The sequence below is a fragment of the Antarctobacter heliothermus genome (genome assembly GCF_002237555.1).
GTDB classification, from domain to species: domain Bacteria; phylum Pseudomonadota; class Alphaproteobacteria; order Rhodobacterales; family Rhodobacteraceae; genus Antarctobacter; species Antarctobacter heliothermus_B.
Window position 1 is genome coordinate 136,374 of sequence record NZ_CP022540.1, and the last position, 14,119, is coordinate 150,492.

At 63.8% G+C, this 14,119-nt stretch carries 16 protein-coding genes; 13 read left to right on the top strand and 3 right to left on the bottom strand.

The window, feature by feature from the left end; all coding sequences use genetic code 11:
* The first annotated feature begins 54 nt into the window (after positions 1-54).
* From ANTHELSMS3_RS00745 to ANTHELSMS3_RS00760, 4 genes are read left to right on the top strand one after another with little or no spacing between them, the layout of a single operon-like run.
* Positions 55-519 carry a RidA family protein gene (locus tag ANTHELSMS3_RS00745; RefSeq protein WP_094033206.1) on the top strand — a complete coding sequence of 155 codons (465 nt, stop codon included), beginning with the start codon at positions 55-57 and terminating at the stop codon, positions 517-519.
* Positions 519-1,268, top strand: a complete 750-nt coding sequence (locus tag ANTHELSMS3_RS00750; RefSeq protein ID WP_094033207.1) for a glycerophosphodiester phosphodiesterase family protein — start codon at positions 519-521, stop codon at positions 1,266-1,268. The genes ANTHELSMS3_RS00745 and ANTHELSMS3_RS00750 overlap by 1 nt, the downstream gene beginning before the upstream one ends.
* A gap of 34 nt (positions 1,269-1,302) precedes the next feature.
* Positions 1,303-2,502, top strand: coding sequence for a GNAT family N-acetyltransferase (locus ANTHELSMS3_RS00755; protein WP_094036836.1), 1,200 nt, complete (start codon positions 1,303-1,305; stop codon positions 2,500-2,502).
* Complete coding sequence (locus ANTHELSMS3_RS00760; RefSeq protein ID WP_094033208.1) at positions 2,499-2,789, top strand: 4a-hydroxytetrahydrobiopterin dehydratase; 291 nt, start codon at positions 2,499-2,501, stop codon at positions 2,787-2,789. The genes ANTHELSMS3_RS00755 and ANTHELSMS3_RS00760 overlap by 4 nt, the downstream gene beginning before the upstream one ends.
* A 118-nt stretch (positions 2,790-2,907) precedes the next feature.
* Here ANTHELSMS3_RS00760 and ANTHELSMS3_RS00765 read toward each other — a convergent pair whose 3' ends face one another.
* The gene (locus tag ANTHELSMS3_RS00765; protein WP_094033209.1) at positions 2,908-3,396 is read right to left on the bottom strand and encodes a peroxiredoxin; all 489 of its coding nucleotides are present in this window, start codon (positions 3,394-3,396) and stop codon (positions 2,908-2,910) included.
* 80 nt (positions 3,397-3,476) lie between these two features.
* Between ANTHELSMS3_RS00765 and ANTHELSMS3_RS00770 the strand changes: the two genes are divergently transcribed.
* Positions 3,477-4,682, top strand: a complete 1,206-nt coding sequence (locus ANTHELSMS3_RS00770; protein WP_094033210.1) for an NAD(P)/FAD-dependent oxidoreductase — start codon at positions 3,477-3,479, stop codon at positions 4,680-4,682.
* The gene (gene rsmD / locus ANTHELSMS3_RS00775; RefSeq protein WP_094033211.1) at positions 4,679-5,239 is read left to right on the top strand and encodes a 16S rRNA (guanine(966)-N(2))-methyltransferase RsmD; all 561 of its coding nucleotides are present in this window, start codon (positions 4,679-4,681) and stop codon (positions 5,237-5,239) included. Before ANTHELSMS3_RS00770 ends, rsmD begins: the two co-directional genes overlap by 4 nt.
* 58 nt (positions 5,240-5,297) lie before the next feature.
* On the opposite strand, the gene ANTHELSMS3_RS00780 is transcribed toward rsmD, so the two are convergent.
* Positions 5,298-6,338: a TRAP transporter substrate-binding protein gene (locus ANTHELSMS3_RS00780; RefSeq protein WP_094036837.1), complete on the bottom strand. Its 1,041-nt coding sequence runs from the start codon at positions 6,336-6,338 to the stop codon at positions 5,298-5,300.
* A 251-nt stretch (positions 6,339-6,589) separates the two neighbouring features.
* Between ANTHELSMS3_RS00780 and ANTHELSMS3_RS00785 the strand changes: the two genes are divergently transcribed.
* Complete coding sequence (locus tag ANTHELSMS3_RS00785) at positions 6,590-7,561, top strand: MBL fold metallo-hydrolase (RefSeq protein WP_094036838.1); 972 nt, start codon at positions 6,590-6,592, stop codon at positions 7,559-7,561.
* A 189-nt stretch (positions 7,562-7,750) separates the two neighbouring features.
* A complete protein-coding gene (locus ANTHELSMS3_RS00790; protein ID WP_094033212.1) occupies positions 7,751-8,902 on the top strand; it encodes an HPP family protein in 1,152 nt (383 codons plus the stop codon).
* 38 nt (positions 8,903-8,940) lie between these two features.
* Here ANTHELSMS3_RS00790 and map read toward each other — a convergent pair whose 3' ends face one another.
* A complete protein-coding gene (gene map, locus ANTHELSMS3_RS00795; RefSeq protein ID WP_094033213.1) occupies positions 8,941-9,750 on the bottom strand; it encodes a type I methionyl aminopeptidase in 810 nt (269 codons plus the stop codon).
* Between the two features lie 160 nt (positions 9,751-9,910).
* Here map and ANTHELSMS3_RS00800 point away from each other — a divergent pair, with 160 nt between their 5' ends.
* From ANTHELSMS3_RS00800 to ANTHELSMS3_RS00820, 5 genes are all read left to right on the top strand, one after another.
* Positions 9,911-10,567: a hypothetical protein gene (locus tag ANTHELSMS3_RS00800; RefSeq protein ID WP_094033214.1), complete on the top strand. Its 657-nt coding sequence runs from the start codon at positions 9,911-9,913 to the stop codon at positions 10,565-10,567.
* 58 nt (positions 10,568-10,625) lie between these two features.
* Positions 10,626-11,285: a histidine phosphatase family protein gene (locus ANTHELSMS3_RS00805; RefSeq protein WP_094033215.1), complete on the top strand. Its 660-nt coding sequence runs from the start codon at positions 10,626-10,628 to the stop codon at positions 11,283-11,285.
* 76 nt (positions 11,286-11,361) lie between these two features.
* Positions 11,362-12,417, top strand: a complete 1,056-nt coding sequence (locus tag ANTHELSMS3_RS00810; protein WP_094033216.1) for a saccharopine dehydrogenase — start codon at positions 11,362-11,364, stop codon at positions 12,415-12,417.
* Entirely contained in the window at positions 12,414-13,544 is a 1,131-nt protein-coding gene (locus tag ANTHELSMS3_RS00815; RefSeq protein WP_094033217.1) for a saccharopine dehydrogenase family protein, read from the top strand. The genes ANTHELSMS3_RS00810 and ANTHELSMS3_RS00815 overlap by 4 nt, the downstream gene beginning before the upstream one ends.
* Entirely contained in the window at positions 13,541-13,987 is a 447-nt protein-coding gene (locus tag ANTHELSMS3_RS00820) for a hypothetical protein (RefSeq protein ID WP_094033218.1), read from the top strand. The genes ANTHELSMS3_RS00815 and ANTHELSMS3_RS00820 overlap by 4 nt, the downstream gene beginning before the upstream one ends.
* The last annotated feature ends 132 nt before the right edge of the window (positions 13,988-14,119 follow it).

A 14,119-nucleotide genomic window follows, 5' to 3' on the forward strand; every position in this document is an offset into this window, starting at 1 on the left:
TGCGTGTCCCCGTGCCCGCCGTTAGCGTGGCGCCAAAATCCATGGGAGCACGACATGACCAACGCCATCGACGCCCGCCTCGCCGAACTCGGCCTCACCCTGCCTGACGCCCCGGCACCTGCGGCAAACTATGTGCCCTATGTCATCGTCGGCAACCTTGTCTTCGTGTCGGGACAGATCAGCATGAACGCCGACGGCCTTATCACCGGCAAGGTTGGTGCCGACCTGACCGTCGAAGAAGGCGCCGCCGCCGCCAAGACCTGTGCGCTCAGCCTGCTGGCCCAGGCCAAGGCCGCTTGCGGTGGCGATTTCAGCCGCCTCAAACGCGTGGTCAAGCTGACCGGCTTCGTCAATTCCACCCCTGATTTCACCGAACAGCCCAAGGTGGTGAACGGTGCCAGCGACACGCTGGTCGAGGTTTTGGGCGATGCGGGTCGGCATTCCCGTTCCGCCGTATCGGCGGGCGCATTGCCGCTGGGCGTCGCGGTCGAGATCGAAGGCATCTTCGAGATCGCCTGATGACCCCGCTGCCGCCGGTTTTTCTGGACCGCCCGATAGCGCACCGCGCCCTGCACGGCGCGGGCCGCCCCGAAAACTCGCGCGCCGCCATCCGGGCGGCGGTCGATGCCGGGTACGGAATCGAGATTGACGTTCAGCGGTCCAAAGACAATCAGGCGATGGTCTTTCACGACTATGCGCTGGACCGTCTGACCGGGGTCAACGGCCCCATTCAGCAGCGCACCGCCGCAGATCTGGCGCAACTGACCCTGATCGGCGGCGACGAAGGCGTGCCGACTCTGGCCGAGGTGCTGGAGATTATCGGCGGTGCCGCACCCCTGCTGATCGAACTCAAGGATCAGGATGGCCGCATGGGGCCGAACATCGGCGCACTGGAACAGGCGGTGGCCGGGGCTGTGTCGGGATACGACGGGCCGGTCGCCTTCATGTCTTTCAACCCGCATTCAGCGGCGGATATGGCCCGGCTCTGCCCCGATCGCCCGCGCGGCCTGACCACTTGTGCCGCGACTGCCGACGATTACCCGACGCTGCCCGCCGCAACCCGCGATCATCTGCGCACCATGCCCGGATTGGTCGAGATGGGGGCCAGTTTTATCTCTCATGACCACAGCGATCTGGACAGCCCGCATGTGGCCATCCAAAAGGCGCGCGGCCTGCATGTGTTGTGCTGGACAATCCGCTCGCCCGCCGAAGAGGCAAAGGCGCGGCGCATTGCCGAGAATGTCACCTTTGAAGGGTACACCGCTTGATCACCGCGCCCGCGATGCCAGATTGACAGATGTCATGACCGATCAGCGCCCGGCCCCCACTGTCTCTATCGATGTCCTCTCCTCTTTGTCGCAAATCGCGCCCGAGGTATGGGACGCTTGCGCCTGCCCCGAGGCGGCGAGCGGTGGTCGCCCGATGGACCCATTTACCACGCACCGCTTTCTCAAGGCGCTGGAGGACAGCGGATCGGTTGGCCCCGGCACCGGCTGGGACCCGCGCTACCTGCGGGTCGTGTCAGCGGGAGAGACCATCGCTGTCGCCCCGCTATATGTGAAATCCCACAGCCAGGGCGAATACATCTTCGATCACAACTGGGCCCATGCGCTTGAGCAGGCAGGCGGCGACTATTACCCCAAACTGCAAGTTGCAGTGCCCTTTACCCCGGCCACCGGGCGGCGGTTCCTGACCAAACCGGGGCTTGAGGTGACCGGCATCTCCGCGCTCATTCAGGGCGCGGTACAGATCGCGTCAGACAACGACCTGTCGTCGGTCCACGTCACCTTTTGCACCGAAGCAGAGGCCATCGCCGGCGAGCAGATCGGGCTGATGCGGCGGACCACGCAACAGTTCCATTGGGAGAACCACGGCTACGCCGACTTTGACGCTTTCCTTGCCAGTCTGAGCTCGCGCAAGCGCAAGAACATTCGCAAGGAACGCGCAAAGGCGCAGGATTTCGGCGGCAAGATAGAGATCCTGACCGGCAACCAGATCCGCCCCGAACACTGGGATGCCTTCTGGGTCTTTTATCAGGACACCGGCAGCCGCAAATGGGGCTCGCCCTACCTGACCCGCGCGTTCTTTGACCTCGCACAAGATCACCTGCGCGACGACATCGCGCTGGTCATGTGTTCGCACGATGGACGCTATGTGGCGGGCGCGCTGAACTTCATCGGCCAAGAGGCGCTATTCGGCCGCTATTGGGGCTGCACAGAGGATCATCCCTGCCTGCACTTTGAGGCGTGTTACTATCAGGCCATCGACTTTGCCATCGCACATGGGTTGCAGTCGGTTGAGGCGGGCGCACAAGGCGAACACAAACTGGCGCGCGGCTACCTGCCACGCCCAACCCATTCGCTACATTGGATCGGCAACCCCGGCTTTGCCGATGCCGTCGCCAAGTATCTGCAGGCCGAACGACGCGCGGTGGATGAGGACATTGAAATCCTCACGGCCTACGGCCCCTTCCGCAAGGACAGACAGGAGGAACAGGAATGACCGAGAAACTGTCAGACACCGCCCGCAAGACGGTGCTCGCCCCGCTGCTGGACAATGGCTGGTCCATGGTCGAGGGCCGCGATGCCATCGTCAAAACTTTTACGTTTGAGGATTTCACCCAAGCCTTCGCATGGATGACCCGCGCAGCGCTCTGGGCCGAAAAATGGGACCACCATCCCGAATGGTTCAACGTCTACAAGACCGTAAAGGTCACTCTCAGCACCCATGACGTCGGCGGCCTTTCGACCCTGGACGCCAAATTGGCCCGCAAGATGGATAGCCTCTGACACCACTTCTCGGCTTCTCTGGCAAAGAATATCCGGGGTGAGGACGCAGGCCGAGGGGGTCATGCTTCAAGCATGACTCTGGCATGACGCCCCCCTCTCTTGCCTCTACGCCCGCGCCTTAGATCGCGGCCAGCAGCGCCTCACCGCCCGAGGTTTCGCACACACCCGGGCTTTCCTCCAGATGCAGCACCTTCACCGTGCCATCCTCGACCATCATGGCATACCGCTTGGACCGGTCATACAGCCCGGCTGGCGGTGCCGTGAACGCTAGGCCCATCGCCTTGGTCAACTCGGCTGCCGGATCGCCCAACATGGTGATCCCCGCATCCGTGGCGCCCGTCGCCTCGCCCCATGCGCCCATCACAAAAGGGTCGTTCACCGACAGGCAAATGACCTCATCAACGCCCTTGTCGGCAAATCCCGCGCGCGTACGGATAAAGCTGGGCACATGGGCCGTGGTGCAGGTTCCGGTATAGGCCCCCGGCAGGCCAAAAATCACCACTTTGCGGCCCTTGGTGAGTTCGCTCAACGCCACCTGCTCGGGACCACTGTCCCCCATACGCGCCAGAGTGGCCTCTGGCAGGGTGTCCCCTACTGAAATCGTCATGTTCCTGTCGCTCCTTGGAATTGCGTTCCCAAAGACAGACTGTAGTTTGTCGGCGGAGAATTGAAACCGGTGAGGGTAAAATGAGCGACGTTGTTGTGATCGGCGCGGGACAGGCGGCGGCCTCTCTGGTGGCGCGGCTGCGGTCCAAGGGGCACGAGGGCAAGATCACCCTGATCGGCGAAGAACCCTCCGTTCCCTATCAGCGCCCGCCCTTGTCCAAAGCCTATCTTCTGGGGGAGATGGATCTGGAACGCCTCTACCTGCGGCCAAAGACGTATTACCCCGAAAACGCGATTGACCTGAAACTCTCGAACAACGCCACCGCCATCGACAGGGGGTCCAAACAGGTCGTCGCCGGGGGCGAGGCGATCCCCTATGACCACTGCGTGCTCTGCACTGGGTCGGTGCCGCGCCGCCTGCCCGGCGCCATCGGCGGTGAATTGGCAGGCGTGCATGTGGTGCGGACCCTGCAAGACGTCGACGCGATGGCCCCCGCCTGCACTGCGGGCAAGCGTGTCTTGATCGTCGGCGGCGGCTATATCGGGCTAGAGGCGGCGGCGGTCTGCGCCAAGCTGGGCCTGACCGTGACACTGGTCGAGGCGGCCGACCGCATCCTGCAACGGGTTGCCGCGCCTGAAACCTCGGCCTGGTTCCGCGAATTGCACAAGTCGCACGGCGTCGACCTGCGCGAAGGCACCGGGTTGAAACGCCTGATCGGCGAAACCCACGTCACCGGCGCGGAACTGGCGGATGGCTCCGCGCTCGATGTTGACATGGTGATTGTCGGCGTCGGCATCACCCCCGCCACCGCCCTGGCCGAAGGCTGCGGGCTCGAGATCGACAATGGCATCGCCGTCAACGCGCGTGGTTTGACCAGCGACCCGGCGATCTGGGCGGCAGGCGACTGCGCCAGCTTTCCGCAACACGCCGCCCGGATGCGACTGGAATCGGTGGGCAACGCCATCGACATGGGTGAACTGGTGGCCGACAACATCATGGGGACGGACCGCGACTACACCGCCACCCCTTGGTTCTGGTCGGATCAATACGATGTGAAACTGCAAATCGCCGGCCTGAATGCAGGCTATGACCAAATCGTCGTGCGTGAGGACGGCACCGCCCGCTCGCATTGGTACTACTCCGGCGACCGCCTGCTGGCGGTGGATGCGATGAACGACAGCCGGTCTTACATGGTCGGCAAGCGCCTGATCGAGGCGGGCAAAAGCCCCGCGCCAAAGGCGGTGGCCGACCCGAACACCGACCTCAAAGCCTTGCTCAAAGCGTGAGGATCATCGCAGGAGAGTGGCGCGGACGGCGCTTGGCCGCCGTTGGCAAGGGCGACGCGGGCGCCCATCTGCGCCCGACCACGGACCGCGTGCGCGAGGCGCTGTTCAACGTGCTGGCGGGCGGACGCTTTGGCGACCCATTTGACGGCGCGCAGGGTCTGGACCTATTCGCAGGCACCGGCGCGTTGGGGCTAGAGGCGCTGTCGCGCGGCGCGGCGCATATGACCTTTGTCGATGACGGGCGCGCGGCAGGCAAATTGATCCGCGACAACATCCGCACGCTTGGCTGTGGAGATCGGACAAAACTGATCGCCCATACCGCCACCCGCCTGCCCGCCGCGGACACGCCCTGCGATCTGATCTTTCTCGACCCGCCCTATGGCAAGGGTCTGGGTGGACAAGCCCTGACCTCGGCCCGGGCCTCGGGCTGGATCGCGCCAGAGGCACTGGTGGTCTGGGAAGAACAAAGCCCGCAAGAGGCACCTGCGGGCTTTGATTTGCTGGAAACGCGCCGCTACGGCGACACCCATGTCACCCTGTTACGCGCACAAGTGTGACGGCAGGAGGCCCCGGCTATGTGCCGGGGCGCGGTCCCACTGATCAAACGCGTCGCGTTCAGGAACCGTCCGCCTGAGCGGCGGCCACCATCGCGCGGGCATCCTCAACCAACGCAGCGGCGGACAGACCCTTCTCCGCTTTCTCGGCGATCCACTCAGCAATCACCTCTTCGCCCAGCGCCTTGATCCGGTCGGTTTCCGCATCGGACAGCGTGGCGATCTGGTTGCCTGCGGCCTCCATCACCAGCTTGCCCTCGGCGTCGCCAGTGTCATGCGCCCGCCCCGCCCAGGCCGAAGCCATCAGGCCAGAGTTCGCATCAATCACCGCGCGCAGGTCGTCGGGCAAGCCCTCATAGACGTCCTTGTTCATCGCCCAGATGAAATAGAGGTTATAAAGCGAATGTGCGCCTGCGACATCCGTATGGCTGTCGGTCAACTCATCCAGCTTGAGCGAGGGCGACATTTCCCAAGTGATCACGCCGCCATCGACCACACCTTTGGCCAGCGCGTCGGGAAAGGCCGGGACCGGCAGACCAACCGGCTCTGCGCCCAGTTTCTCTAGCAACAGCGTGGCGGGCCGCGACGGGCCACGCAGCTTGAGCCCGCCGAAATCCTCAACCGTCTCAACCGCCGGACCTTTCTTGTGGACCAATCCGCGCCCGTGCATGTGCGCCGCGATCAGGTGCACGTTCTCGAAATCATCGGCGAGGTATTTCTGGGTATAATGCCACGCGGCGATCGACGCCTCTTCGGCGGATTTTGTCACCATAAACGGCAGCTCCAGCACCTCCGCCTCTGGAAAGCGGCCTGCCTGATATCCGGGGATCACCCAGCCGCCGTCGATCACGCCATCCTGAATCAGGTCGAACTGATCCGGCGCGCTGCCGCCCAACTGCATAAAGGGATAGATCTCAACCTTGATGCGACCATCCGAGTCCGCCTCGATCTTTTCTGCCCATGGTTCGATGAAATGTTTGGGGTTCGCAGAGTTTGGCGAAACAAAATGCTGAAAGCGCAGGGTGACGTCCTGCGCGTTGGCGGCGCTTGCCAGCAGGCTGGCGGTCAGGGCCAGCGCGACAGTGCGAAAGGGAATGTTCATTGCGATCTCCTTTACGGATCGGGTCATGCCGCGATGCGGCGACCGCACTGACATACGGCGGCGATCTGAGACCTGCAACGGCACAGGCGGGTCAAAGCGTCGCAGATCGCCATTTAACCAATTGGTAAAAAACGATTTTCCGAAACAATGTGGAATTTCAGACCGGGTTTTTCTCTAGACGTATTGCGCTGGAACTTTCGACTGCCGGTGGTATTCTCTCATTCAAATCCATGAATGACTGGGAGGAACTCATGTCCGTCTTTCGCCCCTCGCGCCGCGACATCCTGAGCCTTGCGGCCACCGCGCCAGCGCTCGCCCTGCCCGCGACCAAGGCCCACGCCCAGACGCTGGGCGCCCCCGCCTCCGGCAACCCTGCCCATTTCCGGTTCCAACTGGGCGATGTGACCCTGACCGTCGTGTCAGATGGCCGACTTGAGGTGCCCGCCAACGGGCTGGGCATCAACGCCGACCCGGCAGAGGTCACAGCCTTTCTGGAAAGCTACTTCCTGTCGACACAGACGAACTATTCGCACACCAACCACCTTGTGATCGAAACCACGGATGCGACGGTTCTGGTCGATGTCGGCTCTGGCAACCGATTCCTGCCCACGGCGGGCCGCCTGATGGACAACCTTGCCAGTGCGGGGATCGACGCGGGCGACATCACGCACGTTGTCATCACCCACGCCCACCCCGATCACATCTGGGGCATCCGCGATGATTTCGACGAGGCGCTGTTCCCCGACGCCGCCTATTACATCGGCGGCACCGAACGCGACTATTGGCTGCAAGACGGGCTGGTCAACACGGTGCCAACTGACATGCAGCAATTCGTCGTCGGTGCCGTGAACTCGCTGAACGTCGAGGGCGCCGATTGGACCACCATGGCCGACGGGACAGAGATCGTACCCGGCGTGCGCGTGATCGATACCCCCGGTCACACGCTAGGCCATATGTCGGTGGTGATCGAATCCGGCGGCAAGCAGTTGATTGCCTTGGGCGACAGCATGAACCACGCGTGGATGAGCACCGCCCGTCCCGAATGGGTCAGCAATTTCGACATGGACGCAGACCTGACCGTATCAACACGCAAGCGCCTGCTGGACATGGCCGCGACGGACCGGATGGCGGTACTGGGCTATCACTTCCCCTTCCCCGGCGTCGGCCACATCGCGCGCGACGGCGACGCCTATCGCTTTGTACCGGCGCTCTGGCAGTGGTGATCGCCGGATAACCGCTCATGTGGCGCGCGGACGACAGCGATCCGGCCGCAGACCGCCCCGCCGGTTTCGCACCATCGAGACGGTGTTTCCGTCCCGCCCATACAGAACCGCCCGTTCCGGCCCCCTCCGCAGGTTGCACTTTTCACAAACCGATGAAAGTTTGCGCAAATCCGGTACGGAGTCGCGCAATTGCTCATTCTGAAATCACTCGGCCCCGCTGTTGCCCGCGTTTCAACGACTGAGGCGATCCGCGCTGGGCTGGGCGCTCTGATCGGTCTGGGGCTGATCGGCCTGTTCGTGCTGTCGCCCGCTGTCGATCTGGAACTGGGCCTGTACCTTGTCGCCCCGTTTGGGGCCTCGTCCGTGTTGCTGTTTGCCGTGCCGAACAGCCCGCTGGCACAGCCGTGGTCAGCGATTGTCGGCAACACCGTTGCCGCGCTGGTGGCGGTGGCCGTATGCCTGTTGGTAACCGACCCCGTCCTGCGAATTCCGCTTGCGGTTGGCCTAGCCGTCACCGCAACCATCCTATGCCGCGCCGTTCATCCCCCCGCCGGGGCCGTCGCCATGACCGCCGCCATGTCCCCCGAGGCCATCGCGCATCTGGGGTTTTGGTTCGCCCTTGCACCCGTTGCCATCGGGACCACGGCCCTTGTGCTGCTGGCAACAATCTATGCGCGGTTGACCGGGCGGCATTACCCGTTTCGCCAGTTCGAAGATCCCAGCAAATTCGGAACCGAAGACCGCAACCCGACAGAACGGCTGGGCCTTTCCGAAGACCAACTGACAGAGATCCTTGACCGCTACAGCCAGTCTTTCAACCTCGGGGTAGAGGATCTGGCCCGCCTTATTGGCGCGGCAGAGCTTCAGGCCGCCGCGCAGTCCTCTGGCCCGCTGACAGCGCAGGATATCATGTCCCATAGTCTTGTCACCGTCACGCCCGACACCGCATTGGGGCAGATCGCAGACCTGTTCCGCCAGCACCGGTTCACCTCGTTGCCTGTCGTTGGTCCCGATGCGACCTTCCTTGGCGTCATCTTTCAGATGCACCTGATCACTCGGGCAAGGGCCGACGCCCTGCGCCTTGATCGCGGATTCGGCGCGGCCCTACGTCGTCTTCTGGATCGGGACCGCGACAGACCAGTCAAGGCAGGCGACATCATGAGCGTGGCCAGCCCACGCGCCACAACCAACACCCCAATCGGGGCCCTGCTGCCGATGATGGCCGACGGCGATACCGACGCCGTTCCCGTGATTGAATATGGGAAAATCGTCGGCATCGTCACACGGACGGACCTGATCGCCGCACTGGCGCGCAGTGCGGCGCGAACCGCAAACGCCTGACGACTCAGGCCGCGAGCATCTCGCAGCTCCCGCCGCACCTAGTACGTAGGGTGGAATGTCCCCGCAGGCGACAGCGTAAAGATCTCAACGCCATCCGCCGTCACGCCAACGGAATGTTCGAACTGCGCTGAAAGGGATTTGTCCCGCGTCACCGCCGTCCAATCATCGGCCAGCACCTTGGTTTCCGGACGGCCAAGATTCACCATCGGCTCGATGGTAAAGAACATGCCCTCTTCCAGCACCGGCCCGGTGCCTTCGCGGCCATAGTGCAGCACGTTGGGCGGCGCGTGAAACACCGTGCCCAGCCCGTGACCGCAGAAATCGCGCACGACCGACATGCGGTTCGCCTCGACAAAGCTCTGGATCGCAAATCCGATGTCGCCAAAGGTATTGCCCGGCTTCACCGCCTCGATCCCCTTCATCAGCGAATCGTGGGTAACCTGGATCAGGCGCTCTGTCTTTCGGCTCAGCTTGCCTGCCACATACATCCGTGAGGTATCGCCAAACCAGCCATCGACAATCACCGTGACGTCGATGTTCAGGATATCACCATCCTTCAGCTTTTTGTCGCCGGGGATGCCGTGGCACACGACGTGATTGACGCTGATACAGGTGGCGTGCTGATAGCCCTTGTAGCCGATGGTGGCCGATGTGGCCCCCTCTTCGGTCACGCGGCGTTCGATAAAGGCATCAATCGCACCAGTGGTCTGACCCGGGAAGACAAGCTCTGCCACCTCGTCCAGCAGTTGCGCGGCAAGGCGGCCCGCCTTGTGCATGCCCGCAAAATCTGCGGGCGAGTGGATGCGGATGCCGTCGCGGGTCAATCGATGTCCAGCCTTGTCTTTCACGTCTTTTCCTCAGGTCTTTGGCCCTATTTAGCGGCCTGTGGCGGGATTTGCCAGTGGTGGGCAACAGCTTTGCGGGCACCGCAATTCCCGTGCAGCATTTGCCCGGGCCTGCCGGATGCCGCTAGGATCAGGTCAGCCCCACCCGTACAGGAGTCCGCGCATGTCCCCACTGGCCACCCCCACCGCCGTTTGCCTGCTGCTTTTGCCGCTTGCCCTGCCCGCAACGGCACAGGACGCCGCCTGCCACGATCGCATCGCGGCCATGATGCAAGGTGGCGCATTGGATGCGTTCCAACGCCCACCGCACCGCTTCTCCAACACCGTGACGGACCCCGACGGCGCGGTGCGCTACGTCTTTGACACCCTCTGGGACACCCCGGCGCGCAGCGTGTCGGGCATCAAGGACAGCGGCAACTACACATTGGTGATCGACAGCGACAGTTGGACCGGTCCCAGTCTGACAGGCCCGTGGACCAAGGCCCCCAACCAGTTGCCCCCGGACCGTGAGGCGTTTCAGCGCAAGCAGATGGCACAGATGGTCGCCAACCTGACCGACACCGCCTGCCCCGGCACGGTCGATCTGGACGGCATGACCTATGAAACCGTGACCTATTTCACCAAGACAGACCCGGACGACAGCATGGGCGGCGCGTGGTTCGGCGCGCTCAACACCGTCTACATCGACCCGGACACCGATCAGGTCATGCGCTGGGAGATGACCGATTTCGTCAGTTCCTTTGCCCCAGAGGTCAGCAAGGACCGTCACACCCAACTCTTTACCTACGATCCGTCGATTTCCCTAAAACGGCCCGACTGACCCTTTTCCTCTGCCCGGCCTCGGCGTATCAGCGCCGGGCACAGCAGCGGAGACCGGCATGTCATTCATCACCCTCGTTCGCCACGGACAGGCCAATTCCAGCGCCCGCGACGAACAAAGCTATGACCGGCTCAGCGATCTGGGCTGGCAGCAGGCGCGCTGGCTGGGTGGATACTTTGAGCAGACGGGTGAGAAATTCGCCCGCGCCTACTGCGGCACCCTGCGCAGGCATGTCGAGACGCTAGAGGGCATCGCCCCGGACAGCCTTGCCGATCCGGTACAGGACGCGCGGCTGAACGAACTGGCCTATTTCGACATGGCCCAGTTGATGCAGGCCCAGCACGGCATCGCCATCCCCGACGACCGTGAGAAATTTATCCAGCACATGCCGCAACTGCTGACCCTGTGGCGCGACGGGGCGCTGGACGGCGCGCCCGAAAGCTGGACCAGCTTTGAGACCCGCGTCACCGACGCCCTGACAGAAATCGCCGCCGGCGACGGGCGCGCGATCGTCGTCACCTCTGGTGGGCTGATCGGCATGGCGATGCGCGTGATTCTAGAGCTGGAGCTGAAGGCCATGGCGCATATCTGCCTTGCCATCGAAAACAGCTCGCTCCACCGGATTCAGCCACTGTCCACCGGGCTGGCAATGACCCAATTCAACGCCCTGCCCCATCTGGATACAGCCGAACGGCAACACGCCCGCAGCCACCTGTAGCCCGGTCCGGTCGGAAAACTGCTTGCACGCCCGCCCGCGCACAGGTTCTCTGACCCGCAAAGATCAGGAAGCGACAATGACCCATCTGTGGATCCGGGCGGAAAGCCGCCCCAATGAGGAACGCACCGGCATCACGCCAGACGGCGTGGCCGCCCTTGTCAAACACGGCCTTCGCGTCACGGTCGAGGATTGCCCCAAACGCATCCTGCGCCCGCAACCCTTTGCCGACGCCGGGGCCGAAATCGCGCCCAAAGGCTCATGGCCCGACGCGCCGCGTGACGCGATCATCCTTGGCCTCAAGGAACTGCCAGAGGCGGACACGCCCCTGATCCACCGCCACATCATGTTCGGCCACGCCTACAAGGGGCAGTCCGCAGGCGCACGGCTGCTGAAACGCTTCGCCGCGGGCGGCGGGTCACTCTATGATCTGGAATACCTTGTGGATGACAACGGCCGCCGAGTCGCGGCCTTCGGCTATTGGGCAGGCTACGCCGGGGCGGCCGTGTCGCTGCTGGCATGGGCCGCGCAGGGCGACGGCAAGCTCTGCCCGCCGGTCGCCACATGGGACGACGCGGATGAACTCAAGGACGCGCTACGCGCCGCGCTGGACACCGTGCCCCGCGCCACTGTCATCGTGATCGGCGCCAAGGGCCGCGTCGGCACCGGCGCTCGCGATCTGTGCACCGAACTGGACCTGCCGGTCACCGCATGGGACATGGAGGAAACCGCACGCGGCGCGCCTTTTCCGGAAATCCTCGACCACGGCATCTTTCTTAACTGCATCCTCGCCACCGAAGGCGGCCCCGTCTTTGTCCCGCCAGAGGCCTGTTTGGCAGAGCGCGCCCTGCGCGTGATCGGCGACATCGCCTGCGACCCGGACAGCCCGTTCAATCCAATCCCGCTGTACCACGAGGCGACAAGCTGGACCGCGCCGGTGACCCGCGTGAGTGACGCGCCGCCGCTGGACATCATGGCCATCGACAACCTGCCCTCGCTGCTGCCGCGCGAATCCTCTCATGACTTCGCGCAACAACTGCTGCCCCACCTCATGACACTGGACGACCTAAAGGCCGGCGTCTGGGGGCGGGCGCATGAGACCTATCTGAAACACAAACCAAAGGACGCGACATGACCATCCATTGGTGCGGCACCGGCCTGTCGGCGGTGCCCGGCCTGCGACGGCTGATCGAAAACGGCCACCCCGTCACGGTCTGGAACCGGACAGCGGCCAAGGCGCGCGAGGCCGTCGGCGACCTGACCGACGACATCCATGCCTTTGACAAGGACGCACTGGCCGCAGTGTTAAAACCCGGCGATGTGATCGTCTCCATGCTGCCGGGCGACTGGCACGTCCCGCTGGCCGAACTGGCGCTGGACAAGGGCGCGCAATTTGTCTCGTCCAGCTATATCTCACCGGAGATGCGCGCACTGGACGCGCGCGCCAAACAGGCCGACGCGCGCCTGATCAATGAGGTCGGCCTTGATCCGGGCATCGACCACCTGATGGCCCATTGGCTGGTGGCCGACTACCGCGCCTCCAACGCCTTTGACGCGGACAACGCGCTGTCGTTCACCTCATACTGTGGCGGCGTGCCGAAAATCCCCAACGCCTTTCGCTATAAATTCAGCTGGGCGCCGGTGGGCGTGCTCAAGGCGTTGAAATCCCCCTCGCGGTCCATCCGCCACTTCAGCGAATTGAACGTGGACCGCCCGTGGGACGCACTGTCGCGCTATGACGCGCCCCTGCCCAATACTGAGAGCTTTGAGGTCTACCCGAACCGCGACAGCCTGCCCTTCATGGCGGACTACGGATTTGAGGACGCGTGGAAGGTCAAGAATTTCGTGCGCGGCACCCTGCGCCTGAACGGCTGGGCCGAGGCGTGGAAAGACATCTTTGCCGAGGCCGGCACCGCCACCGACGCCCGCCTGCAAGAGATCGCCGACAAGCTGCTGGCCGAAAACGCCTACGATGAGGATGAGCCGGACCGCGTTGTCCTGTGCGTCGCGCTGGAGGCGGAAAAGGACGGCACCCCGGTCTATCACAAGACCTATGTGATGGACGCATGGGGCGATGCGCGCAGCAGCGCCATGGCGCGGCTGGTGTCGATCCCGGTGTCGCTGGCGGTCGAGGCGGTGCTGGACCGCGCCGTCCCCGCCGGTGTCAGCGCGGCACCCTCGGACCCGAAACTGGTGGCAGGCTGGCTGGATCAGGTCCAGAGCCTCGCCCAGCACCTGAACGTGGTGGACCATCTGGCATGAGGGCACTGGCGCTGACCGCCCTGCTGGGCAGCCCGGCCCTTGCCGCCGATACCTGCCATGACATCGACGCATCACAGGGCTGGCAAACGGCCGCCTTCCCGGCGGGTCTGGTGCAGGATGTCCGCAGCAGCGGTTTTTGGTCGGTGGACCCCGCGCTGACGCCCGCAGGTACGCAGGGCCACGGCGGGCCCGAGGCCACTGCCCTTGCCACCCGGTCCGATCCCCGTCCGCTGCCCGAGGCCCGGTTCGGCGCGCTCTTGGTCCGGTTTGAAGCCGCAGGTCAGGAACAGGTCATGGATTGGGCGCGCTTTCACGGTGCGACCAGCCAGTCCGGCGTATTCAACATGAATGTGGACGCCATCGCCTTTCGCATCAACGAAGACGATGCGGCTCTGGCGAACAACTCCGGCACCATGACGGTCTGTTTTCGGTATCAGGACTGAGGGCAAGAGGATCGGCGTGCCTGCGGCCCGCCGATCCGCCGGGGGCTTTGCCCCCGGACCCCCAGAGGTATTTGGACAAAGAAGAAGCACTGGCGTGACATGGCGGGTGTGGCTTGCCCCCAAGGGGCTACA